Raw genomic sequence first — 22,727 nt, forward strand, 5'->3', positions numbered from 1 at the left:
TGAACGATGGATTTCTGTTTGATCGTGAGCAGATCAAGCCGAACCAGCAGGTGTTGAAAGGATTGGGCATCCATAACGGTACTCCTTGATGAGCACGCGTCTTGAGTTTAGACCTTGCAACAGTTAACGGGTACAGAGCCAATAAAAAGCCCCGCACAGGGCGGGGCTCGGGTGTTGCTGGCAGCCTTACAGGCCGGCGGCAGCGCGCAGGTCGGCGACTTTGTCGGTCTTTTCCCAGGTGAAGGTGGTGAAGGTGTCGTCACCTACAGTTTTCTGCTGTGGCGTGCGACCGAAGTGGCCGTAGGCGGCAGTCTCCTGGTACATCGGGTGCAGCAGGTCGAGCATCTTGGTGATGGCGTACGGACGCAGGTCGAAGACTTCACGCACCAACTTGATGATAGTGTCTTCGCTGACCGTGTTGGTGCCGAAGGTGTTGATCGAAATCGAGGTTGGCTGAGCCACACCGATGGCGTAGGACACCTGGATCTCACAGCGGTCGGCCAGGCCGGCGGCGACGATGTTCTTGGCTACATAACGACCGGCGTAGGCGGCCGAACGGTCAACCTTGGATGGATCCTTGCCGGAGAACGCGCCGCCGCCGTGACGGGCCATGCCGCCGTAGGAGTCAACGATGATTTTACGGCCGGTCAGGCCGCAGTCGCCCACTGGGCCACCGATCACAAAGTTGCCGGTCGGGTTGATGTGGAACTGGGTGCCTTTGTGCAGCAGCTCAGCCGGCAGGCTGTGCTTGATGATCAGCTCCATCACGCCTTCGCGCAGGTCGGCCAGGCTGACTTCCGGGTTGTGCTGGGTCGACAGCACCACGGCGTCGATGCCGATCACTTTGCCGTTGTCATAGCGGCAGGTGACCTGGGATTTCGCATCTGGGCGCAGCCACGGCAGCAGGCCAGATTTGCGGGCTTCGGCCTGGCGCTGCACCAACTGGTGGGAGAAGGTGATCGGAGCGGGCATCAATACATCGGTTTCGTTGCTGGCGTAGCCGAACATCAGGCCCTGATCGCCGGCGCCCTGGTCTTCTGGCTTGGCGCGGTCGACACCCTGGTTGATGTCGGGGGACTGCTTGCCGATGATGTTCATCACGCCGCAGGTGGCGCCGTCGAAACCGACGTCGGAGCTGGTGTAGCCGATGTTGCAGATCACATCGCGAACGATCTGTTCCAGGTCAACCCAGGCGCTGGTGGTGACTTCGCCGGCGATGATAGCAACGCCAGTCTTGACCAGGGTTTCGCAGGCCACGCGGGCGAATTTGTCTTCGGCGATGATGGCGTCCAGCACCGCATCGGAGATCTGGTCGGCGATTTTGTCCGGATGTCCTTCAGACACGGACTCGGAGGTGAAGAGGGAGTATTCGCTCATCGGGGCAGTTCCTGTTCTATCTGTAGGTGAGGGCGGCCAGCGGGCGCCGCCGTTGGCTTGCGAAAATGGCGGACCTGAATCTGGAAGCCATTACGTAAACCTAAGTACACACTTTCTTCGGGCATCAGCCCCGCGGCACTGGCCCAGCGGGCCAGGTCGTCTTGCTCAAAGCCCAGCCAAAGATCGCCGCAGGCATCGCGGGCCCAGCTCTGGTTGTGGCTGCATAACTCGGTGATCAGCAAGCTACCGTCGGGCTTTACCCGCTGTGCAAGCTGTTTGATTGCCTCGGCCGGCGCGGCAAAGTGATGCAGCACCATGTTCAGTACCACGCAGTCGGCGCTGGCGGCGGATTGACCCAAGGCGTCGAGCAACTCTAGCTGAACATTGGCTAGGCCTTCACGCTCGCAGCGTTGCCGGGCCAGTTCGAGCATCGCCGGGCTGTTGTCCAGCGCCGTCACCTGGGCGAAGCGGCGCGCCAGTTCGGGCAGAAAACCGCCGTCGCCGGGGCCGACTTCCAGGGCCGTGGCGCTGCTGGCAAAGTTCAGTGAATCGAGCAGCGCCAGCAGGCTGTCGCGGTACTGCGGCAGGCTGGCGATCAGGTCTTGTTGGGCCTGAAAGCTGTCGGCGATGCGCGCAAAGAAATCGTGGCTGGCGGCGGCGCGCTGGCTGTGGACGACGGCGATGCGTTGTTGCACCTCGGCCGGCAGCTCCAGGGCGTCGACTTCATCGAGCAGGGCGGCGTGCAATTTGCCGCAAAACAACTCGGTCTGGGCCAGGGCCCGGCGATAGAAAATCGCATTGCCTTCACGGCGAGTGGCGACCAAACGGGCCTGGGCCAGCACCTTTAAATGGTGACTGATACCGGATTGGCCGGTGGCGAAGATTTGTGCCAGCTCCAGTACGCCAAACGAATCGTTGGCCAGCGCCCGCAACACATTCAGACGCAGCGGGTCGCCGCCGGCCTTGCACAGGCTGGCGAGCTCATCGCTGGCTTCGAAACGAAGTTGGGGCACGCGTAGATTCATGAGCGGCAGTTTAGGTCGCGTATTTTATCGCCGCAAGACCAATATCAAAAAATTTTGATATTGGTCTTGCGGCCCAGGCCGGCCGTTGACTGCCTCTATTTGCGCGCAAAGTGGCGGACTGAACGGTCTTTGCCGCGACAAAAACGGCCGTAGCGACCATCTGTGATTGCCCCGCTGGGCTTGCTGGGCGAAAATGCCCGCCTTTTTCGACTTAATGATTTGCAGAAACAGTTCAAGATCGTAGCGAGCGCAGGGCAGACAAGGCGAAAGCAGGCGAGGATGCGGAGTTTACGGGTTGTAAATGAGCAGTCCGAGCCAGCTTTCAACGCAGTATGACCAAGCGCAGTAGATATTGAGCTGTTTCTACCACAGCCCAGCCAGGAGATAAGCAATGCCCAGCCGTCGCGAGCGAGCCAATGCCATCCGCGCACTCAGCATGGATGCTGTGCAGAAAGCCAATAGCGGCCACCCCGGCGCCCCCATGGGCATGGCGGACATCGCCGAAGTCTTGTGGCACGACGTGCTGCAGCACAACCCGGCGAACCCGGACTGGGCCAACCGCGACCGCTTCGTGTTGTCCAACGGCCACGGCTCGATGCTGATCTACTCCTTGCTGCACCTGACTGGCTACGACCTGTCGATCGACGACCTGAAGAACTTCCGCCAGTTGCACAGCCGCACGCCGGGCCACCCGGAGTTTGGCTACACCCCAGGCGTTGAGACCACCACCGGCCCGCTCGGCCAAGGCCTGGCCAATGCCGTGGGTTTCGCCCTGGCCGAGAAGGTTTTGGCGGCGCAGTTCAACCGCGATGGCCACAACATCGTTGACCACCACACCTACGTGTTCCTGGGTGATGGCTGCATGATGGAAGGCATTTCCCACGAAGTCAGCTCTCTGGCGGGCACCCTGGGCCTCGGTAAGCTGATCGCGTTCTACGATGACAACGGCATCTCCATCGACGGCGAAGTCGAAGGCTGGTTCACCGACGACACCCCGAAACGCTTCGAGGCCTACGGCTGGCAGGTGATTCGTCACGTCGACGGGCATGATCCGGAAGAGCTGAAAATCGCCATCGACACCGCCCGCAAGAGCGAGCAACCGACGCTGATCTGCTGCAAAACCGTGATTGGCTTTGGCTCACCGAACAAGCAAGGCAAAGAAGACTGCCACGGCGCCCCGCTGGGTGCCGATGAAATCGCCCTGACCCGCGCCGCCCTAGGCTGGAAGTACGGCCCGTTCGAAGTGCCAAGCGCGATCTACGCCGAGTGGGATGCCAAGGAAGCCGGCGCCGCCCGTGAAGCCGAATGGAACCAGCGCTTTGCCACCTACGCGGCAGCGCACCCAGAATTGGCCAGCGAATTTACCCGGCGCATGCAGGGCGAGTTGCCGGCCGATTTCGCCGCCAAGTCTGCTGCTTATATCCAGGAAGTCGCGACCAAGGGCGAAACCATCGCCAGCCGCAAGGCCAGCCAGAACGCGCTGAATGCTCTCGGCCCGTTGCTGCCGGAGTTTCTCGGTGGTTCGGCCGACTTGGCCGGCTCCAACCTGACCCTGTGGAAAGGCTGCCAGGGCGTGTCGGCCACCGACGCCAGCGGCAACTATATGTACTACGGCGTGCGCGAGTTCGGCATGAGCGCGATCATGAACGGCGTCGCCCGTCACGGTGGCTTCATTCCTTACGGCGCGACCTTCCTGATCTTCATGGAGTACGCCCGCAACGCCGTGCGCATGTCGGCCCTGATGAAGCAGCGGGTGATTTACGTGTTCACCCACGACTCCATCGGCCTCGGCGAAGACGGCCCAACCCACCAGCCGATCGAACAACTGGCCAGCCTGCGTTGCACGCCGAATCTGGACACCTGGCGTCCGGCGGATGCAGTGGAATCGGCGGTGGCCTGGAAGGCGGCGATTGAGCGTAACGACGGCCCGTCGGCGCTGATCTTCAGCCGGCAAAACCTGCCGCACCAGAGCCGCGACGCCCAGCAGTTGGCCGCTGTGGCCCGTGGCGCTTATGTGTTGAAAGATTGCAGCGGTGAACCTGAGTTGCTGCTGATCGCCACCGGCTCGGAAGTCGGCTTGGCCGTGCAAGCCTATGACGCATTGACGGCCCAAGGCCGCAAAGTGCGGGTGGTGTCGATGCCGAGCACCAGCGTGTTCGATGCCCAGGACGCTGGTTACAAGCAAGAGGTGCTGCCGTTGCAAGTCAGCGCACGGATCGCCATCGAAGCCTCCCATGCGGACTTTTGGTACAAGTATGTCGGCCTGGAAGGGCGGATTATAGGCATGACCAGCTTCGGCGAGTCGGCACCGGCTGCGGCGCTGTTCGAAGAGTTTGGCTTCACCCTGGAAAACGTTCTGGAAACTGCCGCCGAGCTGCTGGACGTCTGATGTGCCTTGGTAGGATGGGTTGAGCGCAGCGATACCCATGCTGCTGAGCTTCGATGGGTATCGCTGCGCTCAACACCATCCTACGGTCGCCACCTTCGAGCCATGTCGATGGGTTGTTTTTCACCGAGATCGTTATGTCCAACCGCCCTTATAAAATCGCCCTCAACGGTTACGGCCGCATCGGCCGCTGCGTGCTGCGTGCGCTGCACGAGCGGGGCGCGGGTGCGGGCCTGGAAATAGTCGCGCTGAACGATCTGGCCGATCAGGCCAGCATCGAATACCTGACCCGCTTTGACTCCACCCACGGGCGTTTTCCCGGCGAGGTGCGGGTCGAAGGCGATTGCCTGCATATCCAGGGGCAGTGCGTAAAAGTGCTGCGCCAGAGCACGCCCGAGGCGATTGATTGGGCCGGGCTGGGCATCGATCTGCTGCTGGAGTGCTCGGGTGCCTATCACACCCGTGCCGACGCCCAGCGTTTCATCGACGCCGGCGCGCCGCGGTTATTGTTGTCGCAGCCGATGACCAGCGAGGCGGATATCGACGCCACCATCGTCTACGGCGTCAATCAGCAACAGCTGACCGGCCGCGAGCGGCTGGTCTCCAACGCCTCCTGCACCACCAACTGCGGTGTGCCGTTGCTCAAGCTGCTGAATGAGGCGGTGGGCTTGGAGTACGTGTCGATCACCACCATTCACTCGGCGATGAACGACCAGCCGGTCATCGATGCTTACCACCACGAAGACCTGCGCCGCACCCGTTCGGCGTTTCAGTCGGTGATTCCGGTGTCCACCGGTCTGGCCCGTGGCATCGAGCGGCTGTTGCCGGAACTTGTTGGGCGAATCCAGGCCAAAGCAGTGCGCGTGCCGACGGTGAATGTCTCCTGTCTCGACATCTGCCTGCTGACGGCCCGCGATACCACGGCCGCCGAGATTAACCAGATCCTCCGGGCGGCGGCTGAAAGCGGCCCGCTAAAAGGCTTGCTGGCTTACACCGAGTTACCCCACGCCAGCTGCGACTTTAACCATGACCCCCATTCGGCGATTGTCGATGGCAGTCAGACCCGGGTTTCCGGCCCGCGGCTGGTGAACCTGCTGGCCTGGTTCGACAACGAATGGGGCTTTGCCAACCGTATGCTGGACGTCGCCGAGCATTGGCTCGACGCCGCGCAAACACCTTCAACCTAACCAGCCCCGAACAGGACTGCAGCCATGACCACGCCGTTTAACACCATCGTGAAGATGACCGATCTCGACCTCGCAGGTTTGCGCGTACTGATCCGCGAAGACCTCAACGTGCCGGTAAAAGACGGCGTGGTCAGCAGTGCCGCGCGGATTATCGCCTCTCTGCCCACCATCAAATTGGCGTTGGAAAAAGGCGCGGCAGTCATGGTCTGCTCGCACCTGGGGCGCCCGACTGAAGGCGAGTTCTCGGCGGAAAACAGCCTGGCGCCAGTGGCCGCTTACCTGAGCGAAGCCCTAGGCCGTGACGTGCCGCTGCTGGCCGACTATCTGGGCGGGGTGGCGGTTAAGCCTGGCGAATTGGTGTTGCTGGAGAACGTGCGCTTCAACGCCGGCGAGAAGAAAAACAGCGATGCCCTGGCCCAGCAATACGCCGCCCTCTGCGACGTGTTTGTGATGGACGCTTTCGGCACCGCCCACCGCGCCGAGGGTTCGACCCATGGCGTGGCCAAGTTTGCCAAAGTCGCCTGCGCTGGCCCGTTGCTGGCGGCTGAACTGGACGCGTTGGGCAAGGCCCTGGGCAACCCGGCCAAGCCGATGGCCGCCATCGTGGCTGGCTCCAAGGTGTCGACCAAGCTGGATGTACTCAACAGCCTGAGCCTGATTTGCGATCAGCTGATTGTCGGCGGAGGCATCGCCAATACCTTCCTGGCCGCAGCCGGTTACCCGGTGGGCAAGTCGTTGTATGAGCCGGATTTGCTCGACGTTGCCCGCGCCATCGCCGCCAAGGTCAGCGTGCCGTTGCCGGTGGATGTGGTGGTGGCCAAGCGCTTTGCTGAAGATGCCGAGGCCACGGTCAAGCTGATCGGCGACGTGAGTGAGGACGACATGATTCTCGACATAGGTCCGCAAACGGCCGCGCAGTTTGCCGAGTTGTTGCAATCGGCCAAGACCATTCTGTGGAACGGTCCGGTGGGTGTGTTCGAGTTCGACCAATTCGGCAACGGCACCAAGGTGCTGGCCCAGGCCATCGCCGCCAGCCCGGCGTTCTCGATTGCCGGCGGTGGCGACACCTTGGCGGCCATCGATAAATACGACGTGGCTGCGCAGATTTCCTATATTTCCACCGGCGGCGGTGCTTTCCTTGAGTTCGTCGAAGGCAAGGTGTTGCCGGCCGTCGCGGTGCTGGAACAACGCGGCAAGGCGTAGGGCGGGTTAGCCGCGCAGCGGCGTAACCCGCCGCTGCGGTCACTTGATAAGGAGCTTCGCGGATGAACAAGCACTTAGTCCTCCTGGCGCTGGCCGCCAGTGTCGGCGGTTGCGTGATATCGCCTGAGCCAACCGGTGAGTGGACTCGCTGGGTCTGCGACTCGCAGGTTGAGGTGTACTGGCGCCCGGATACGGCGCTGGAGAACGGTATGCAAGTGCGCCTCGGCGCCGGCGACATGCTCTATCACCTGACACCGGAACCCTCGGGTTCTGGCGCGCTCTACAGCAACAGCGTGTTGGCCTTTCACACCAAGGGTGACGAAGGTCTGCTGTACTGGGTGGCCAATAACGATTTGATTGGCCGCGGCTGCAAGGCACCGGGCAAATAATTTAAATCGCGCAGACACTAGGCTCTGTGCGCACGGCTAAACATATAAGGGAGACTGCAAACATGGCACTTATCAGCATGCGTCAAATGCTCGACCACGCCGCCGAATTCGGTTACGGCGTGCCGGCGTTCAACGTCAATAACCTCGAACAAATGCGCGCCATCATGGAAGCGGCGGATAAGACCGACTCGCCGGTGATCGTCCAGGCCTCGGCCGGTGCACGCAAATACGCCGGTGCACCGTTTTTGCGTCACCTGATCCTGGCCGCGATCGAAGAATTCCCGCATATCCCGGTGTGCATGCACCAGGACCACGGCACCAGCCCGGATGTCTGTCAGCGCTCGATCCAGCTGGGCTTCAGCTCGGTGATGATGGACGGCTCGCTGAAAGAAGACGGCAAGACCCCGGCCGACTATGAGTACAACGTCGCCGTCACCCAGCAGACCGTTGCCTTCGCCCACGCCTGTGGCGTGTCGGTAGAAGGCGAGTTGGGTTGCCTGGGCAGCCTGGAAACCGGTATGGCCGGTGAAGAAGACGGCATCGGCGCCGAAGGCGTGCTCGATCACAGTCAGATGCTCACCGACCCGGAAGAAGCCGCGGACTTCGTCAAGCGCACCCAAGTCGATGCCCTGGCCATCGCCATCGGCACCAGCCACGGCGCTTACAAGTTCACCAAGCCACCGACTGGCGACATCCTGGCTATCGACCGGATCAAAGCGATTCACGCGCGCATCCCCAACACTCACCTGGTCATGCACGGCTCCTCGAGCGTGCCGCAAGAGTGGCTGGCGATCATCAACCAGTACGGCGGCGACATCAAAGAAACCTACGGCGTGCCGGTTGAAGAAATCGTCGAAGGCATCAAGTACGGCGTGCGCAAGGTCAATATCGACACCGACCTGCGTCTGGCCTCCACCGGTGCCATGCGCCGCCTGATGGCCACCAACCCGAGCGAGTTCGACCCGCGTAAATTCTTCGGCGCCACCGTCACGGCGATGCGCGACATCTGCATCGCTCGTTACGAAGCCTTCGGCACCGCCGGCAACGCCTCGAAGATCAAACCGCTGAATCTGGAAGCCATGTTCCAGCGTTACGCCAAGGGCGAGCTGGCCGCTAAGGTTAACTAAACCGTAGGACGGGTTAGCCTAGGCGTAACCCGCCAGCCCACGTGAAAACCAAACCCCGCTCTCACGAGCGGGGTTTTTGCATTTAGGGCTGGGCGTTTAGCAAGGGCTGCAGAAACTGCAGGATGGCCGCCTCGATTCTGGGGGTGTCGCGGGGCGAGAGGACATCGCCGGCCAGTACGTGGTGCGCGTCATCTTGGGTGTCAGCCAAGGCCAGCAGCTTCTTCGGGCTGGAGCCGAAACGGGCAAACATCTGCACGCCGGCGGCGGGGCTGACCACCTTATCCTCGGGGGAGTAAATCTGCAGCAGCGGGGCGTGGATCGCCTCGACCGGCAGCTCGCGCACGTACGCAACCAAGCCCATCATTGGCAGCAAGGCCTGGGTCGGGAAGCGATGCGTCCAATACTGCGCGTGGGCTGCATTGCGCGGCTGCCAGTGGTGCTCGGGGCCGATCAGCAGTGGTGCAAAGTGCTTGGCCCAGGGCCAGGTCAGCACTTGCGCGGCGCGGTCTTTGGGGGCGAAGTTGGGCGAGATCAGTACATAGGCCAGCACGTTCTGACTCTGTGGCTGGGTTGCCAGCCAAGTGGCCAGAGTGGCGCCGGTTGAGGTGGCGATCACCAGCACCCGCTCGCCCAGTTGCTGACCGATTTGCAGGGCCTCCTGGCTGTCGTTGAGCCAGTCGTTGACGCTGGCCTCGCTCATCGCCGCGCCGCCACGGCCGTGGCCACTGAGGCGGGTGTAAAACAGGTTGGCGCCCAGGCGCTTGGCTACTTGATCGCTCAAGGGCGCGGTCTCTTGCCGGGTGGCAGAAAAACCGTGCAGGTAAATCACCGACAGTGGCGTTTTGCGTTGGTCCGGGTGCGCCCAGACGATGGTTTTTTCTGTACCGGGAATGATCTCGGGATAATGCGCTTCACTGTCCGCCAGATAGCGGTCGAGGTCGGCGGGCAGCTGCAAGGGCTTGAGCTGGGTGGTCACCTCGACGCGTGGACCGGCGCAGAAAGCGGCTAGCAAGGCGGTGACTATCAACAGCGATACGGCTAAGGTTTTGCTCATTACTGTGCTCGGGATGGGCTTTAACGCGGTGTGGCCAGGTGGCTATAGTTAAGGCACCGCAGCGTTTGTTTGCACTTTAGGGTTCACTTCACACTATGCCGATAAAACTAAAAAAATGGCTGTTAGTGATCAGCCTGATGGGGCTCGGTACGGCGGCGTTGGCGGCGGAGAAAGTCCAGTTGCTGACCTACTATACGTTGCCGCCTTTTGCGGTCGACAGCGTGCCTGCCGCCGACAGTTATACCGTGCAGCTGGCGCACTGGTTAAGCCAATGGTCGGGTGGGCGTTTTGAGTTTGTGCCCCGGCAAGTGCCGCGTCTGCGGCTCGATTATATGTTGGCGAACCCCGAATGGCGCGGCGTAGTGGCGTGGGCTAATCCGACTTGGTTCAGTGCGCCTGAGCAGCCGGATTTTCTCTGGTCGAGGGTGTTGATGCGCGATCATAATCTGCGGGTCTCACGTCGGGCCGATAAGGTGCTATTTGCCCAGGGGCACCCACTAAAAGCGGCCCGCTTTGGTGGTATCAGTGGGCATCGGTATGAGTATTTAGAGGCTTATTTTCGCAGTGGCCTACTGCAGCGCGAAGACGCGCAAAATGAGCTGAGCAATGTGCTGAAACTGCAGCACAAACGGGTCGATTTAATCCTGCTGCAAGCCAGTTCCTTGCCTTACTTGCGGGCCCAGCTGCCGGACTTTGATCGCTGGGCCTATGTGGATGAGCAGCCGCAGTTTGAGTTCGAGCGTTTTCTGTTTACCAGTCACAACAACCCAGATTTATTGCTGTTTCTGAATCAAGCACTGCCGCACTTAGCCCGGGACCCCGGTTGGACTCAGGCGTTGCAGCCGCTAGCTCGGTGATAAACTCGTCCCCCCGCTGGGTGATTAGCTTTGCTTGAGATCGATAATGCTGAAACGTTGCTGTTGGTTGCTACTGTTTTGTCTTGGCACTGCGCAGGCGCAAACCCTGCGGGTGTGTATTGGTGATGCGAGCAATCCGCCACTGACCTTCGTTGACCATGATGGCCAGGCGCAGTATCTGATCCGCCACGCCGCCAGCCAGCAAGGCTGGACGGTAGAGTTTGAGCCGGTGCCATGGCGCCGTTGCCGGGCAGGGGTGGAAAGTGGCCGTTATCACGCCGCCGGTACTGTCACCGCGGCGCCAAGTAATCGCGAGTTTATGGCCTTTCCGCTGCGCGCCGGCCAGCTCGATGAAAGCCTGGCGCTGGGTGAATTCAAAGTGCTGGTTTACCGTGCGCGCGGCACTGACGCCGATTGGGACGGCCAGCGCTTTACCGGGCTGCGGGCCCCGGTGCTCTACAACGCCGGTTTTGTGGCGGTGGCCGATCGCCTGCAACAACTCAATGTAACGCACAACGACAGCGCGCAAACCATCCACCAAATGATGCAAATGCTTCTGCGCGACCGCGCCCAGCTCGGCGTTGGTCAAGCGGCCTCGGTAGAGAGAGAGCTGCAAAACCCGGAGTTCGCCGACATTGAGGTGCTGCCTGCGCCCCTGATGCGGGCCGGCTTGTTTTTGGGCGTGAATAAGCAGTTTTACGCTCAGCATCCGCAGGTTTTTGAGGCAATCTGGCGTGGGATTGGTGAACTGCGCAACTCCCCCGAGTGGTCACAGCTGGCGCCGCAGTTGGCGCACTGAATCTGGGGGGGCGCCGGCAGATCCGTAGCGGTGGGGCTGGGAATTGCCACGCCTTTGGTTAGACTGGCGGCCTTGGCATTATCACGCTGCCCGCGTGGCGCATTTTGTAGGTTGTAATGAACCCGCTCAAATACCTCAAAGCCTATCCACCACAGCTGCAAGCGCAGGTGCAGCAACTGATCGCCACTCAGCGTCTGGGCAGCTACCTGAACGAGCGCTACCCCGCGCGCCATCAGGTGCAGAGCGACAAAGCGCTGTACGCCTATACCCAGGAACTCAAGCAAGAACACCTGCGTAACGCCGCCAATATCGACAAGGTGTTGTTCGATAACCGCCTTGACCTCACGCACCAGGCGCTGGGGCTGCACACGGCGATTTCGCGGGTGCAGGGTGGCAAACTCAAGGCCAAGAAGGAGATTCGCGTCGCCGCGCTGTTTAAGCAGGCCGCGCCGGAGTTCTTGCGGATGATAGTGGTGCACGAATTGGCGCACCTTAAAGAGCAGGAGCACAACAAGGCCTTCTACCAACTATGCGAATACATGCAGCCGGGTTATATGCAGTTGGAGTTCGACCTGCGCCTGTACCTGACCTGGCGGGATTTACCCACCAGCGCGCCACCGGCATAGGGTAAAACCGGCGGGCTGGGCTACCCTTGAGTAAGCCCCGCCCGTTCAGACCCTGTGAAAACTACTGCGCGCGCTTATGTCGCGTTAAAAGCAGGCTCACAGCCACAGGCTGAACGCGCTTTAGCGCGGCCCCGAAGGGGTGAGCAACGCGAATCAAATGCTTATTTACAGCTCGTAAATTGCGCTTTTGACTCACTTCGTTAGCCCTGCGGGCTAGCCTATGGCTGTTACTCCGCTTCGCTACGTTGCACCTGTGTTTGCCTTGCCTAACCTTTGCTCGCTACGTTTTCACCCCGTCTGAGTTAGAGAGAACTGCATGTGAGTGAAGGATCATCGGCCCCCGTCAGTCCTGAACAGGTCGCTGCCAAGCGAGGCTTTACCGTGAGTGCAGGATCGTCGGATTACGCCATCTACCGGCAAGTGGTCACGCAGTTAATGAGTGGCGAGGAGCAATTGCCCAGCTTGCCGGCCATTACCCTGGAAATCCGCCGCGCCTTGAGCAATCCGGAGGTGACGCTGAGTCAGCTCAATCGGTTGATCAGTCGCGACCCGGCCCTCAGTGCCATCTTGATGAAGTACGCCAGCAGCGCCTTGCTGCGCAGCCAAGTGCCACCCAAGAGTTTGCTCGACGTGCTGCGGGTGCTGGGCATCGCCCAGGTCGACCGGATTACCATGGTCCACAGCGTCAAGAGTCTGTTTACCTTGCACAGCCCGGCGCACAAGAAGCTATTTCTGGAAGCCTGGGAGCGGCTGGTGTTGAAGGCCAGTTGCAGTGCGTTTTTGGCCCGTTTGGTGGGCCATGTGTCGGCCGATCAAGCCTTGCTGGCGAGCCTGCTCAGCGAGGTAGGCACCTTGGCGGTGCTCTCGGCGTTCAAAAATGCCGCTGAAATCCCCTCGGCCGAGCTCTATTACAAACTCTGCCGCGAATACAGCAAATCCCTCGGCGTCATAGTGTTGAAGAAGTGGGCGGTCGATGAGGCTTACATCAAGGTGATCCGCCATGCGGGTGACTGGCACTACCAGGAGGGCGCCGAGGTCGAACTGGTGGATCTGATCAACCTGAGCCTGTTTCATGCAATTAAATTGGTCGGTCGCACCAGCGACTTGCCGCCGCTGACCGAGTTGGCCGCCTATGGCAAGTTGCCGGCGCCGCTGGACTTTATCAGCGGCAACGGTGAGTTAACCGTACTGGTCAGTCACCGCGCGGAGATCGAGGCGCTCGCCGCGACCTTGCGTTAGCCCAAGTTGTCGAGCCTTGATCCTTGGTGGGAGGGGCTTTAGCCGCGATTGCTCCGCTCCGGCGGCAAGGCCATAGCTCCCAAAGCTGCGGCAAAAACGCCCGCGCGTTATTTCTGCCAAAGCGGCAGCGTTCTCCGGCTGGCTTGCTTCGCGGCTAAAGCCCCTCCTACGGTCACGCGGCAGCGGCGATTTCAATGTTTACGCCGCCAGCTACCGAAGATCGCCCGCAGCCGCTCGCCGGTGCGCAGGCTCTCATCGGAGAGCACATCCAGCAGGTCAGCCAAGCGCTTGGATTTCACCACCGCGTAGGCGGTGATGAGCCCGGTGCCGGTCAGCGCCGCGAAGAAAAACAGCGAGCGTTGCAGTAGGGGCGCGTCGGCATCGGCAAAGATATTCATGCCGAGAAAACCGGTGGCCACGGTGCCGACCAGGCTCAGGGTGGTGACCACTGTTAGGCGCATGACTGTGGTGGACTGGCGGCGCTGGGCATCGCTGTCGAGGTAGTCGACCATCTCACGGATCTCCGCCTTGATCTCGGCGTACAGAGTGTCGTTGCCCAGCCGCGTGGCGCACAGTCGGTAGACCGCCTGTAACTGTGGAATTTCCGACAGTTCATGGAACCAGTAGCGGTGGGTAAAGCGCAGAAAGGCCTCAAAGCCGGCGCGGATGCGCCGTTTAAAGCGGCGGATCGACTCCGGCGAGCGCACATCCAGACGCTGCATGGCATCGGCCAGCAACTGCGAATAGAGCAGCAGGGTGGCGCGGTGAAAGTGATTAACCATAAACAGCAAGCGGTACTGATGGCGAAACTGCGCCAGCATGCCGCGCTCGGCATCCAGAAAGAACGCGGAATTGGCATCGCCGACCAGTATCAGCGCCCGTCCGCTGCAGAGGAAGCGGCTGTTGGGCCCGGCCTGGCTATCGCTCCAGTAACGGTCATAGCAATAGCGCGCCTCGAACTCGCGCACCTCGGGGCTTTGCAGCGGCAAGGCCTCGTCCGGATGCAGGGTGGCGACCAGCCCCAGGCGTATCCATTGCTCTTGGGTCAGGTTTCTGGGGTTATCCAGCGCCAAGTAAGCCAGCAACGGCATGCGGTGGTATTCGATTTGCCGAAAGCGCAGCACCTCGGTTTGCAGGGTTGGCTCCAGCACCAGCGGCTGCAACAAAAAGGCCCAATGGGAGGATATGGTCGGGGCGCGGTGCTGGGCCGCGAAGGCGAGAAACTTATCCCGCTGATCGGCGTCGGAGCTGGCCAGTAGCATGCCGTCACTGTCCAGCCACTCGACCAGCAAGGCGTTGTGCACGCCATTGCCGTCTTCATCCCAACCGGTTGGGTAGGCGCGGCCAAAGCGATAGAGCAGGTCGTGGGCAGTCGCCAGGCTGAGGTCCTGGGCGTGCAGTTCAACTTGCAACAGCGCCACATCAACATCATCCAGCAGGCACAGCTCAACCCGCTCCACGTGCAGTAGCAGCGCCGGTTCACCTTCGCGCAGGACAATCCGCAGCTGGGCAATGTCGCTGCGCCGAAACGCGCGCAGGGCCGACTCGCCGTGCAGGCTGGGGCCGCTTTCGGCGCGGCTTTCGCCATACAAAAAGCGTTGCGCGTGGGGTAAAAACGAGACGAATTCCTTGTAATGGCGCTCGCTAAGCTGGCTTTGTGCGCTATTGAAAGCGCTAACAAAAGGCTGCCAACCGCCGGCGCACAGGCTGCTGTGCAATTGCTCGTGGGGCACTCGGCTGCTGCTCGCATTGCTGGCGGGTAACAGCTGCAGTGGCCAAACCAGAATTTGTCGAAAGTCGCGAACGTGCGGTGTTTGCGTGTCAGTTACCGGGGAATCAATGCGCGCTGCAGTCAAAGCAAACCTCGGCGTCTAGGTTGGATGAACTCAAGGGATGTTTTGACCGTAGATCGGTGCTTTGTTGTTGGCAATTCTCACTTGCCGCGGGCTTAGCGTGGGCGGCGTAATAACAGATTGAGTTGGTCGACGACTGCGGCCCAGTCGGCATCCGCAATGATCTGCTCGCGCAGCAGAGCCGCCTGCGCGACATTCCAAAACGGTGCCTCGGCCAGTCCTATTTGCTCAGGCAATGGGCCGTGTTTACGGACAAATGACTCTTGGCTGGCACTGTCGGCGGGCAGCCCGAGTTGTTCGAATAATGCCGTGAGGTCGTGATTGGGTGATTGCATGCTGCTCTCCAGAAGGTCGGCGCGCGCCCTGCCGAGGCCTTCTGGGGCGGGTGACAGGCGGTGCACGCCTGGGTGGCGGACTAATAACGATCCTCACAAAGGTCGCACACTTCGGCGCGGGGCACCAATTTGCGAAACTGATCCATGCGCATATGCACCAGGTTCTGGTGATCACCGGACTCCAGGTAAATCTCCGCTTGTTGGGTGAGCAGCGGGTCGACCAGCATCTCCAGCCCATAAGGTTCGCCGAGCCCTGGCACGGCACCGGGCTCACAGTCGTTGAACAGCGCGGCGATGGTGCTTTCGTTGGTCAGCCGCCATTGTTCGGGGCCGCCGACTTTGCGCAGATCCAGGTGCCGACTGGCCGGCAGTACCGCCAATAAGTAGTGACCGTGACGGTCGTCAATCACCACCGACTTAGCCATCCGCTCCGCCGGCACCCCCGCGACTCGGGCGGTCTCGCGGCTGGTGATTGAATGTGGGTGCGCCACTATGTCGAACTCGCAATGTGCCTCTTGCAGGCCCAGCTGAACGTTTCTTGCTACGCGCATATCGCACCTCCACGCCCTAGGCCTTTTAGGGCCACCGATTAGTAGAATCACTCTCACCAGAAGTTTAGGCCCGGCGGCGCCGGGTGGCTGTCGGGAGCTTGTAATAGTTGCTGCTATGGCGTCCGTACTGATAGTCAGAATTGACCTAATGCGGGTCGCGGTGTCGGCGTGCGCAGCGCTATGCTTGCTGTAGACAAGTATCGGTAGCGGAAGCGCGGTGTGGTGTGTGGCGGCCCATGGGTAAGTGGAGGCGCGGGTGAACAGTCGATGGTGGCGCAGGCTCTTGTTGCTGGTGCTGCTCGGGTTGCCGTTCGGGCCCGTGCTGGCGGCGAGCAGCGTCATGGTGCTGACGGTGGAGGGGGCCATAGCGCCGGCCAGTGCCGATTACGTGATTCGTGGCTTGGCGCGGGCGGTAGATGAGGGCGCGCAGTTGGTGCTGCTCAACATCGACACCCCAGGCGGGCTGGACACCTCGATGCGCGACATTATCAAAGCGATTCTCGCCAGCCCGTTGCCGGTGGTCAGTTTTGTTGCCCCCAGCGGTGCCCGCGCCGCCAGTGCCGGCACCTATATCCTGTATGCCAGTCATATCGCCGCCATGGCTCCGGGTACCAATCTGGGCGCGGCCACGCCGGTGCAAATCGGCGGTCTGCCGGGCCTGCCAACTCCACCGGCAACTCCCGAGCCGCCAGCCAAGCCTGGCGAGCAGAGCCAACCGGCCAGCGGCGCGCCTAACGACGCCATGAGCAAGAAGCAGATCAACGACGCCGCCGCCTATATCCGCGGCCTGGCGCAGCTGCGCGGGCGCAATGTCGAATGGGCCGAGCAGGCGGTGCGCGAAGGGTTCAGTTTGTCCGCCGAGGAGGCACTGCGGCTCAAGGTGATCGACTATCTGGCCAGTGACTTGCGCGACCTGCTCAAGCAGCTGCACGGCAAGACCCTGAGCGTCGGCGGGCAGCCTGTGCAGTTGCACACCGAGGGCGCCGTGCTGATCGAATATCTGCCGGATTGGCGCTCGCGCCTGCTGGCGGTGATCAGTAACCCCAGCGTGGCGTTGATCCTGCTGATGGTCGGCATCTATGGCCTGTTCTTCGAGCTGATGAATCCCGGTACTGCGGTGCCGGGGGTGCTGGGCGGTATTTGCCTGTTGTTGGGCCTCTATGCCCTGCAACTGCTGCCGGTGAACTATGCCGGGGTGGCGTTGTTGCTGCTCGGTCTGGTTTTTATGGCGGCTGAGGCATTTATGCCCAGTTTCGGCGTGCTCGGCATCGGCGGGGTGGTGGCGTTCGTGGCCGGCGCGCTGATTCTGATTGACACCGAAGTGCCGGGTTTCGGCATCCCCCTCGGGCTGATAGTGACGCTGGCGCTGGTCAGTGCGCTGCTGATCGGCGGTCTGCTGGGCATGGCCCTGAAGGCGCGGCGCCGGCTGCTGGTGAGTGGCGATGCCGGACTGGTTGGCAGCCTGGCGCGGGTGGCCGGGCTGCAAGCCGGCGACTCGCTGGCGGGCTGGGTGCAGTTGCAAGGGGAAAACTGGCAGGTGCGCAGCCGCACGCCGCTGCAGCCCGGGCAGCAGGTGCGGGTGCTGGCGCGCGATGGTTTGCTGCTGGATGTGGTCGCGGCTGATGATCAGCCCGCGCAAGGAGGTTGAATATGGGCTTGCCATTAGGTTTAACGGTGCTGCTGCTGGTCGCGCTGGTGGTTTCGGCGTTCCGCATCCTGCGCGAGTACGAGCGCGGCGTGGTGTTCCAGCTCGGGCGTTTCTGGCGGGTCAAGGGGCCGGGCTTGATCGTCCTGATTCCGGGCGTGCAGCAGATGGTGCGGGTCGATCTGCGCACCGTGGTGCTGGATGTGCCACCCCAGGACGTGATCACCCGGGACAACGTTTCGGTTAAGGTCAATGCGGTGATCTATTTTCGGGTGCTCGACCCGCAGAGGGCCATCATCCAGGTCGAGGACTTCCATAACGCCACCAGTCAGCTGGCGCAAACCACCTTGCGCGCGGTGCTCGGCAAGCACGAACTGGACGAGCTGCTGGCCGAACGCGAACGCTTGAATACGGATATCCAGCAGGTGCTGGACGCGCAGACCGATGCTTGGGGTATCAAGGTGGCCAACGTGGAGATCAAGCATGTCGACCTCAACGAGTCGATGATCCGCGCCATCGCCAAACAGGCCGAGGCCGAGCGCGAGCGGCGGGCCAAGGTGATCCACGCCGAAGGTGAGTTGCAGGCCTCGGAGAAACTTATGCAGGCCGCCGAGATGCTCGGCCGCCAGCCCGGCGCCATGCAGCTGCGCTATATGCAGACCCTGGGCGCGATTGCCGGTGACAAGACCTCGACCATCGTCTTCCCACTGCCGATCGAACTGCTCAAAGGCATGGCCGATTTATCGTCGAAGAGCTAACAGGGCGTTGAAAAACTACCTGCGTTGCCGATACGGCGTTAAAAATGGCTCTGAACCAGTTATGTGTTGCGCCAGGCGCAGCTTTTGTAGGATGTGTTGAGCTTGGCGATACCCATCAATCATCCAGCGACAATCAGTCCAGTCATCCCACGCACGCAGCCGCGGACGTGAGTCCATGGGCTTCGCACGCGGTGATGGGTATCGCTGCGCTCAACCGCATCCTACGGTCTGCCTGCAACAGGTAACTAGGACGGAGCCTTAAAAATGGCCTGCTAAGCGGTCGCTTAAACGTACTGCGCCGCCGCAAAAGCCGAGGCCCAGGCCCACTGGAAGTTAAAGCCGCCGAGCTGGCCGCTGACGTCCAGCACCTCGCCGATAAAGTACAGCCCCGGCGCTTTCAGCGACTCCATGGTCTTGGAGGACACCTCGCGGGTATCGACGCCGCCCAGGGTCACTTCGGCGGTGCGATAGCCTTCGGTGCCGGCCGGTACCAGCGTCCAGTTGGCCAGGCGCTCGGCAATCGCCGCCAGTTCGGCGTGGGTGTATTGCTTGAGCGGTTTGGACTCGAACCATTGCTCGGCCAGCAGCCCGGCCATCTTCTTGGTAAACAGCTCGGCCAGCAGGGTTTTTAGCTCGCTGTTGGGCCGCTCCGCTTGCTGGGCGGGCAGCCATTCGTGCAAGTCGATATGCGGCAGCAGGTTGATCTGCACCGCATCCCCCGGCTGCCAGTAGGAGGAAATCTGCAAAATCGCCGGACCGCTAAGGCCACGGTGGGTGAACAAAATGTTCTCGCGAAAACTCATGCCGTTGCAGCTGACCAGGCAGTCTTCCACCGAGGTGCCGGACAGCTCGGTGCACAGGGCTTTGAGCTGCGGTTCGGTGATGGTGAAGGGCACCAGGGCAGCGCGGGTCGGCAGCAATTGATGGCCGAATTGTTTGGCCACCTGATAGCCAAAACCGCTGGCGCCCAGAGTCGGAATCGACAAGCCACCGGTGGCAATTACCAGCGACTGGCAGCTGAAGGCGCCGGCGCTGGTGTGCAGTTGATAGCCGGCGTCTGGCCTGGCCGCAATCTGTTTAACCTCGGTGTCCAGCAGCAAGCGCACGCCGGCGTCGCGGCACTCGGCCAGCAGCAGTTCGAGGATGTCGCTGGCCTTGTTGTCGCAAAACAGCTGGCCGAGTTTTTTCTCGTGGTAAGGCACGCCGTACTTGCTCACCAGGGCAATAAAGTCCCACTGGCTGTAACGGGCCAAGGCCGATTTGCAAAAGTGCGGGTTGGCCGAGAGGAAGTTGGCCGGTTCCGTGTACAGGTTGGTGAAGTTGCAGCGGCCACCCCCGGACATCAGGATCTTCTTGCCGGCCTTGTTGGCGTGATCCAGCAGCAGCACTTGGCGCCCACGGGCGGCGGCGGTCAGCGCGCACATAAGGCCGGCGGCGCCGGCGCCGATGATGATTACGTCAGAATGAGTCACGGTTTTTCCTTTGTAGCGGCTGCGAGTGCGGCGCGCATTTTATGCGATCGCCGACGCGTCGGCTGGCGCTTCCAGGTTCAGGCAGCAGCGCCCGCGACCTTGGCGCTTGGCTTGATAAAGACGCAGGTCGGCCTGATGCAACAGCGTGCCGAGTTCCTCGCCATGGCCTTGATAGACCCCGGCGCTAAACGATAGCGACGGGGCGTTTGGGGCGTAGGCTACGGCGGCGCATTGGCCGCGTAATTGGTCGAGTTGGGCGCTGAGTTGCGGCGCCGGCAGCGGGCTGAGCAGGGCAAATTCCTCACCGCCGAGGCGGCCGATCAAGGTCTGGCCGAAGGCCTGTTGCAGCAAGCCGGCAAAGCCGATCAGGGCGGCGTCACCGCTGGCGTGGCCGTAGTTGTCGTTAATCTGCTTGAACAGGTCGAGGTCGAGCATCGCCACGCTCACCGGGCGCTGGCTACGCTCGGCGGCTTGCAGCAATTGCCCGGCTTGCTCGTAAAAGGCCCGGCGGTTGTAGAGGTTGGTGAGGCTGTCGATTTGTGCGCTGCGTTGCAGCGCTTTGAGCATTTCACGCCGCTCCAGGGTGGAGGTGACCCGGCAGGTCAGCTCTTCCGGGCAGAAGGGTTTGCGCAAGAAGTCATCGGCGCCATGTTTGATGAACTGCGCGCTAAGGGAGCCTTTGCTGTCCGCCGACAAGCCGACAATGCTCAGGTCATGGCGTTGCAGTTTTTGCCGCAGCAGTTTGGTCAGCGCAAAGCCGCTGAGGCCGGGCATGCTGTGGTCGGTAATCAGCAGGTCAAAATCGGGCTGTTCCTGCAGGATGCGCAGGGCTTGCTCGCCGTCTTCGGCCTCGTGGATTTGATACAGATGGCTGCGCAGGACGTTGCGGATCAAGTGGCGAGTGGCTTGGGAATCCTCGGCCACCAGGATCTTGATCGAACGATTGCGCTCCAGCCGATGCAGCAGGCGAAAGGCATAGTCGTAGGAGTACTGGTTTTCTTTTTGCACATAGTCGACCACGCCCTTGAGCAGCATCTCCTCGCGGCGCTGCTCGTTGTACGAGCCGGTCAGCACGATGCAGGGCAGTTGATACTGCAGCACCAGATCGACGATCTCGCCGTTCTCGGCGTCGGGCAAGTTGAGGTCGACAATTGCGGCAAAAAACAGCGCGGCCGACGTCTCCAGCAGCACCTGCGCCTCAGCCATGCTGGCGCAGAACAGCGGCTGCAGATCCGCCTGTTGGCGGAACATGCTTTCCAGAATCTTCAGCACCAAGGGACTGTCTTCGACCACGAGTATGTTGCGCACTGCGGGTTTCCTGTTGTTTAAGGCTCAATGGCGGACTGTGCGCTACGGATGGCGGACTGTTCGCTGCGCTCCTGAGTCCGCCCTACGTCCTAGAGAATCCGCACGCGCAACGAGCGACCCTTGATTTTGCCCTGATTGAGCCGCTGCAAGGCTTGCTGGGCAATGCCGCGCTCAACCGCCACATAGGCCTGGAAATCGAAGATGGCGATTTTGCCGACCTGGGCGCCGGGCACGCCGGCATCCCCGGTCAGGGCGCCGAGGATGTCGCCGGGGCGCACTTTGTCTTTGCGCCCGGCGCTGATGCACAGAGTCACCATGGGTGGCAGCAGCGGCGCGCCGCCTTGCGACTTCAGGCCGTCGAGGTGCTGCCAGTTCAGCGGGCCTTTTTGCAGCTCTTCGATGGCACGGGCGCGATGGCCTTCGGCCGGGGCCACTAGGCTGATCGCCAGGCCTTTTTCGCCGGCGCGGCCGGTACGGCCAACACGGTGAATGTGAATCTCCGAGTCGCGCGCCAGTTCGACGTTCAGCACCATGTCCAGGGCTTCGATGTCCAGGCCGCGGGCCGCCACGTCGGTGGCCACCAGCACGCTGCAACTGCGGTTGGAAAACATCGCCAACACCTGGTCACGGTCGCGTTGTTCCAAGTCGCCATTCAGCGCCATGGCCGAGATGCCGCTGGCCGTTAGATGGTCGACCACTTCCTGGCATTGCTGCTTGGTAAAGCAAAAGGCCACGCAGGACTCTGGGCGAAAGTGCGCGAGGATTTTGCTGACGGCCGGCAAACGTTCTTCCGGGGAGATCTCGTAGAAGCGCTGCTCGATCTGGCTGTCGGCGTGCATGGCCTCGGCTTTGACCTGCTGCGGATCGCGCATAAACGCCGACGCTAGCTGCTTGATGCTGCTCGGGTAGGTGGCCGAGAACAGCAAGGTCTGGCGCTTGGTCGGGGTCTTGCTGAGGATGTCGGCGATCGAGTCGTAAAAGCCCATGTCGAGCATGCGGTCGGCTTCGTCCAGCACCAGGGTGTTGAGACCGTCGAGTTTCAGGGTGCCCTTGCGCAGGTGCTCCTGAATCCGCCCCGGGGTGCCGACGATGATGTGCGCGCCATGCTCCAGCGAGCCGATCTGCGGGCCGAAGGGCACGCCGCCACACAGGGTCAGTACCTTGATATGGTCGGTGCCACGGGCCAGCCGGCGGATTTCTTTGGCCACCTGATCGGCCAGCTCGCGGGTTGGGCAGAGCACCAACGCCTGGCAGCCGAAGAAGCGCGGATTCAGCGGGTTGAGCAGGCCGATACCAAAGGCGGCGGTCTTGCCGCTGCCGGTTTTGGCCTGGGCGATCAGGTCCATGCCCTTGAGAATCACCGGCAGGCTTTGTGCCTGAATCGGCGTCATGGCGGTGTAACCGAGGGAATCCAGGTTAGCCAACATGGCGGCAGACAAAGGCAGGGAGTTAAACGCGGTGGTGGTCACAGGCATGTCCAGCAAAAAAAATGTCGGCCAGTGTAACAGGGGCCGGGCCCCCATGGCCGCTGGTGCG

The 22,727-nt window shown here is 61.6% G+C and carries 20 protein-coding genes; 11 read left to right on the forward strand and 9 right to left on the reverse strand.

Features of this window, described 5'->3' with window-relative positions; all coding sequences use genetic code 11:
* Positions 1 to 186: 186 nt before the first annotated feature.
* Both metK and Q8R10_RS18260 read right to left on the reverse strand, forming a co-directional pair.
* Positions 187 to 1,377, reverse strand: a complete 1,191-nt coding sequence (gene metK / locus Q8R10_RS18255; RefSeq protein ID WP_305655318.1) for a methionine adenosyltransferase — start codon at positions 1,375 to 1,377, stop codon at positions 187 to 189.
* Positions 1,374 to 2,402, reverse strand: a complete 1,029-nt coding sequence (locus tag Q8R10_RS18260; protein WP_305655319.1) for a metalloregulator ArsR/SmtB family transcription factor — start codon at positions 2,400 to 2,402, stop codon at positions 1,374 to 1,376. The genes metK and Q8R10_RS18260 overlap by 4 nt, the downstream gene beginning before the upstream one ends.
* A 391-nt stretch (positions 2,403 to 2,793) precedes the next feature.
* On the opposite strand from Q8R10_RS18260, the gene tkt reads away from it, so the two are divergent.
* The 5 genes from tkt to fba all read left to right on the forward strand — a co-directional run bounded on the left by tkt (position 2,794) and on the right by fba (position 8,694).
* The gene (gene tkt / locus Q8R10_RS18265) at positions 2,794 to 4,791 is read left to right on the forward strand and encodes a transketolase (RefSeq protein ID WP_305655321.1); all 1,998 of its coding nucleotides are present in this window, start codon (positions 2,794 to 2,796) and stop codon (positions 4,789 to 4,791) included.
* Between the two features lie 134 nt (positions 4,792 to 4,925).
* Complete coding sequence (epd, locus tag Q8R10_RS18270; protein WP_305655394.1) at positions 4,926 to 5,975, forward strand: erythrose-4-phosphate dehydrogenase; 1,050 nt, start codon at positions 4,926 to 4,928, stop codon at positions 5,973 to 5,975.
* 24 nt (positions 5,976 to 5,999) lie between these two features.
* Positions 6,000 to 7,178, forward strand: a complete 1,179-nt coding sequence (locus Q8R10_RS18275) for a phosphoglycerate kinase (RefSeq protein WP_305655323.1) — start codon at positions 6,000 to 6,002, stop codon at positions 7,176 to 7,178.
* A gap of 62 nt (positions 7,179 to 7,240) precedes the next feature.
* Complete coding sequence (locus Q8R10_RS18280; protein WP_305655325.1) at positions 7,241 to 7,567, forward strand: MliC family protein; 327 nt, start codon at positions 7,241 to 7,243, stop codon at positions 7,565 to 7,567.
* Between the two features lie 62 nt (positions 7,568 to 7,629).
* Positions 7,630 to 8,694 carry a class II fructose-bisphosphate aldolase gene (gene fba / locus Q8R10_RS18285; protein ID WP_305655327.1) on the forward strand — a complete coding sequence of 355 codons (1,065 nt, stop codon included), beginning with the start codon at positions 7,630 to 7,632 and terminating at the stop codon, positions 8,692 to 8,694.
* Between the two features lie 82 nt (positions 8,695 to 8,776).
* Here the strand turns inward: fba and Q8R10_RS18290 are convergent, their stop codons facing one another.
* Complete coding sequence (locus Q8R10_RS18290) at positions 8,777 to 9,748, reverse strand: carboxylesterase (protein WP_305655328.1); 972 nt, start codon at positions 9,746 to 9,748, stop codon at positions 8,777 to 8,779.
* A gap of 95 nt (positions 9,749 to 9,843) precedes the next feature.
* On the opposite strand from Q8R10_RS18290, the gene Q8R10_RS18295 reads away from it, so the two are divergent.
* The 4 genes from Q8R10_RS18295 (at position 9,844) to Q8R10_RS18310 (ending at position 13,269) form a co-directional block, all read left to right on the forward strand.
* Positions 9,844 to 10,605 carry a hypothetical protein gene (locus Q8R10_RS18295; protein ID WP_305655329.1) on the forward strand — a complete coding sequence of 254 codons (762 nt, stop codon included), beginning with the start codon at positions 9,844 to 9,846 and terminating at the stop codon, positions 10,603 to 10,605.
* 46 nt (positions 10,606 to 10,651) lie between these two features.
* Positions 10,652 to 11,404, forward strand: a complete 753-nt coding sequence (locus Q8R10_RS18300) for an ABC transporter substrate-binding protein (RefSeq protein WP_305655330.1) — start codon at positions 10,652 to 10,654, stop codon at positions 11,402 to 11,404.
* A gap of 116 nt (positions 11,405 to 11,520) precedes the next feature.
* Positions 11,521 to 12,030, forward strand: coding sequence for a M48 family metallopeptidase (locus Q8R10_RS18305; protein WP_305655332.1), 510 nt, complete (start codon positions 11,521 to 11,523; stop codon positions 12,028 to 12,030).
* Between the two features lie 381 nt (positions 12,031 to 12,411).
* A complete protein-coding gene (locus Q8R10_RS18310; RefSeq protein ID WP_305655333.1) occupies positions 12,412 to 13,269 on the forward strand; it encodes an HDOD domain-containing protein in 858 nt (285 codons plus the stop codon).
* Between the two features lie 191 nt (positions 13,270 to 13,460).
* Here Q8R10_RS18310 and Q8R10_RS18315 read toward each other — a convergent pair whose 3' ends face one another.
* The 3 genes from Q8R10_RS18315 to Q8R10_RS18325 all read right to left on the reverse strand — a co-directional run bounded on the left by Q8R10_RS18315 (position 13,461) and on the right by Q8R10_RS18325 (position 16,008).
* A complete protein-coding gene (locus Q8R10_RS18315) occupies positions 13,461 to 15,002 on the reverse strand; it encodes a hypothetical protein (RefSeq protein WP_305655335.1) in 1,542 nt (513 codons plus the stop codon).
* A 215-nt stretch (positions 15,003 to 15,217) separates the two neighbouring features.
* A complete protein-coding gene (locus tag Q8R10_RS18320) occupies positions 15,218 to 15,457 on the reverse strand; it encodes a DUF2789 domain-containing protein (protein WP_305655337.1) in 240 nt (79 codons plus the stop codon).
* Positions 15,458 to 15,537: 80 nt separating this feature from the next.
* Positions 15,538 to 16,008 (reverse strand): aminoacyl-tRNA deacylase, encoded by a 471-nt coding sequence (locus Q8R10_RS18325; RefSeq protein ID WP_305655339.1) that lies wholly within the window; start codon positions 16,006 to 16,008, stop codon positions 15,538 to 15,540.
* Positions 16,009 to 16,264: 256 nt separating this feature from the next.
* Between Q8R10_RS18325 and Q8R10_RS18330 the strand changes: the two genes are divergently transcribed.
* Both Q8R10_RS18330 and Q8R10_RS18335 read left to right on the forward strand, forming a co-directional pair.
* Positions 16,265 to 17,656 carry a nodulation protein NfeD gene (locus tag Q8R10_RS18330; RefSeq protein WP_305655340.1) on the forward strand — a complete coding sequence of 464 codons (1,392 nt, stop codon included), beginning with the start codon at positions 16,265 to 16,267 and terminating at the stop codon, positions 17,654 to 17,656.
* Positions 17,657 to 17,658: 2 nt separating this feature from the next.
* Positions 17,659 to 18,411: a slipin family protein gene (locus tag Q8R10_RS18335; protein ID WP_305655341.1), complete on the forward strand. Its 753-nt coding sequence runs from the start codon at positions 17,659 to 17,661 to the stop codon at positions 18,409 to 18,411.
* A 284-nt stretch (positions 18,412 to 18,695) separates the two neighbouring features.
* On the opposite strand, the gene Q8R10_RS18340 is transcribed toward Q8R10_RS18335, so the two are convergent.
* The 3 genes from Q8R10_RS18340 to dbpA all read right to left on the reverse strand — a co-directional run bounded on the left by Q8R10_RS18340 (position 18,696) and on the right by dbpA (position 22,660).
* Positions 18,696 to 19,883: an NAD(P)/FAD-dependent oxidoreductase gene (locus tag Q8R10_RS18340; RefSeq protein ID WP_305655342.1), complete on the reverse strand. Its 1,188-nt coding sequence runs from the start codon at positions 19,881 to 19,883 to the stop codon at positions 18,696 to 18,698.
* A 39-nt stretch (positions 19,884 to 19,922) separates the two neighbouring features.
* Positions 19,923 to 21,191, reverse strand: coding sequence for a response regulator (locus Q8R10_RS18345; RefSeq protein WP_305655344.1), 1,269 nt, complete (start codon positions 21,189 to 21,191; stop codon positions 19,923 to 19,925).
* A gap of 89 nt (positions 21,192 to 21,280) precedes the next feature.
* On the reverse strand, positions 21,281 to 22,660 hold the full coding sequence (dbpA, locus tag Q8R10_RS18350; protein ID WP_305655346.1) for an ATP-dependent RNA helicase DbpA: 1,380 nt from the start codon (positions 22,658 to 22,660) through the stop codon (positions 21,281 to 21,283).
* Positions 22,661 to 22,727: the final 67 nt, after the last annotated feature.

It is taken from the genome of Pseudomonas sp. (assembly GCF_030698175.1).
GTDB lineage: Bacteria > Pseudomonadota > Gammaproteobacteria > Pseudomonadales > Pseudomonadaceae > Aquipseudomonas.

Excerpts from the sequence above, each read along its gene's own strand:
- metK (WP_305655318.1), bottom strand. The coding sequence starts at position 1,377 with ATGAGCGAATACTCCCTCTTCACCTCCGAGTCCGTGTCTGAAGGACAT.
- fba (WP_305655327.1), top strand. The coding sequence starts at position 7,630 with ATGGCACTTATCAGCATGCGTCAAATGCTCGACCACGCCGCCGAATTC.
- tkt (WP_305655321.1), top strand. The coding sequence starts at position 2,794 with ATGCCCAGCCGTCGCGAGCGAGCCAATGCCATCCGCGCACTCAGCATG.
- Q8R10_RS18260 (WP_305655319.1), bottom strand. The coding sequence starts at position 2,402 with ATGAATCTACGCGTGCCCCAACTTCGTTTCGAAGCCAGCGATGAGCTC.
- Q8R10_RS18290 (WP_305655328.1), bottom strand. The coding sequence starts at position 9,748 with ATGAGCAAAACCTTAGCCGTATCGCTGTTGATAGTCACCGCCTTGCTA.
- Q8R10_RS18320 (WP_305655337.1), bottom strand. The coding sequence starts at position 15,457 with ATGCAATCACCCAATCACGACCTCACGGCATTATTCGAACAACTCGGG.
- Q8R10_RS18325 (WP_305655339.1), bottom strand. The coding sequence starts at position 16,008 with ATGCGCGTAGCAAGAAACGTTCAGCTGGGCCTGCAAGAGGCACATTGC.
- Q8R10_RS18280 (WP_305655325.1), top strand. The coding sequence starts at position 7,241 with ATGAACAAGCACTTAGTCCTCCTGGCGCTGGCCGCCAGTGTCGGCGGT.
- Q8R10_RS18335 (WP_305655341.1), top strand. The coding sequence starts at position 17,659 with ATGGGCTTGCCATTAGGTTTAACGGTGCTGCTGCTGGTCGCGCTGGTG.
- Q8R10_RS18275 (WP_305655323.1), top strand. The coding sequence starts at position 6,000 with ATGACCACGCCGTTTAACACCATCGTGAAGATGACCGATCTCGACCTC.
- Q8R10_RS18295 (WP_305655329.1), top strand. The coding sequence starts at position 9,844 with ATGCCGATAAAACTAAAAAAATGGCTGTTAGTGATCAGCCTGATGGGG.
- epd (WP_305655394.1), top strand. The coding sequence starts at position 4,926 with ATGTCCAACCGCCCTTATAAAATCGCCCTCAACGGTTACGGCCGCATC.
- Q8R10_RS18300 (WP_305655330.1), top strand. The coding sequence starts at position 10,652 with ATGCTGAAACGTTGCTGTTGGTTGCTACTGTTTTGTCTTGGCACTGCG.
- Q8R10_RS18305 (WP_305655332.1), top strand. The coding sequence starts at position 11,521 with ATGAACCCGCTCAAATACCTCAAAGCCTATCCACCACAGCTGCAAGCG.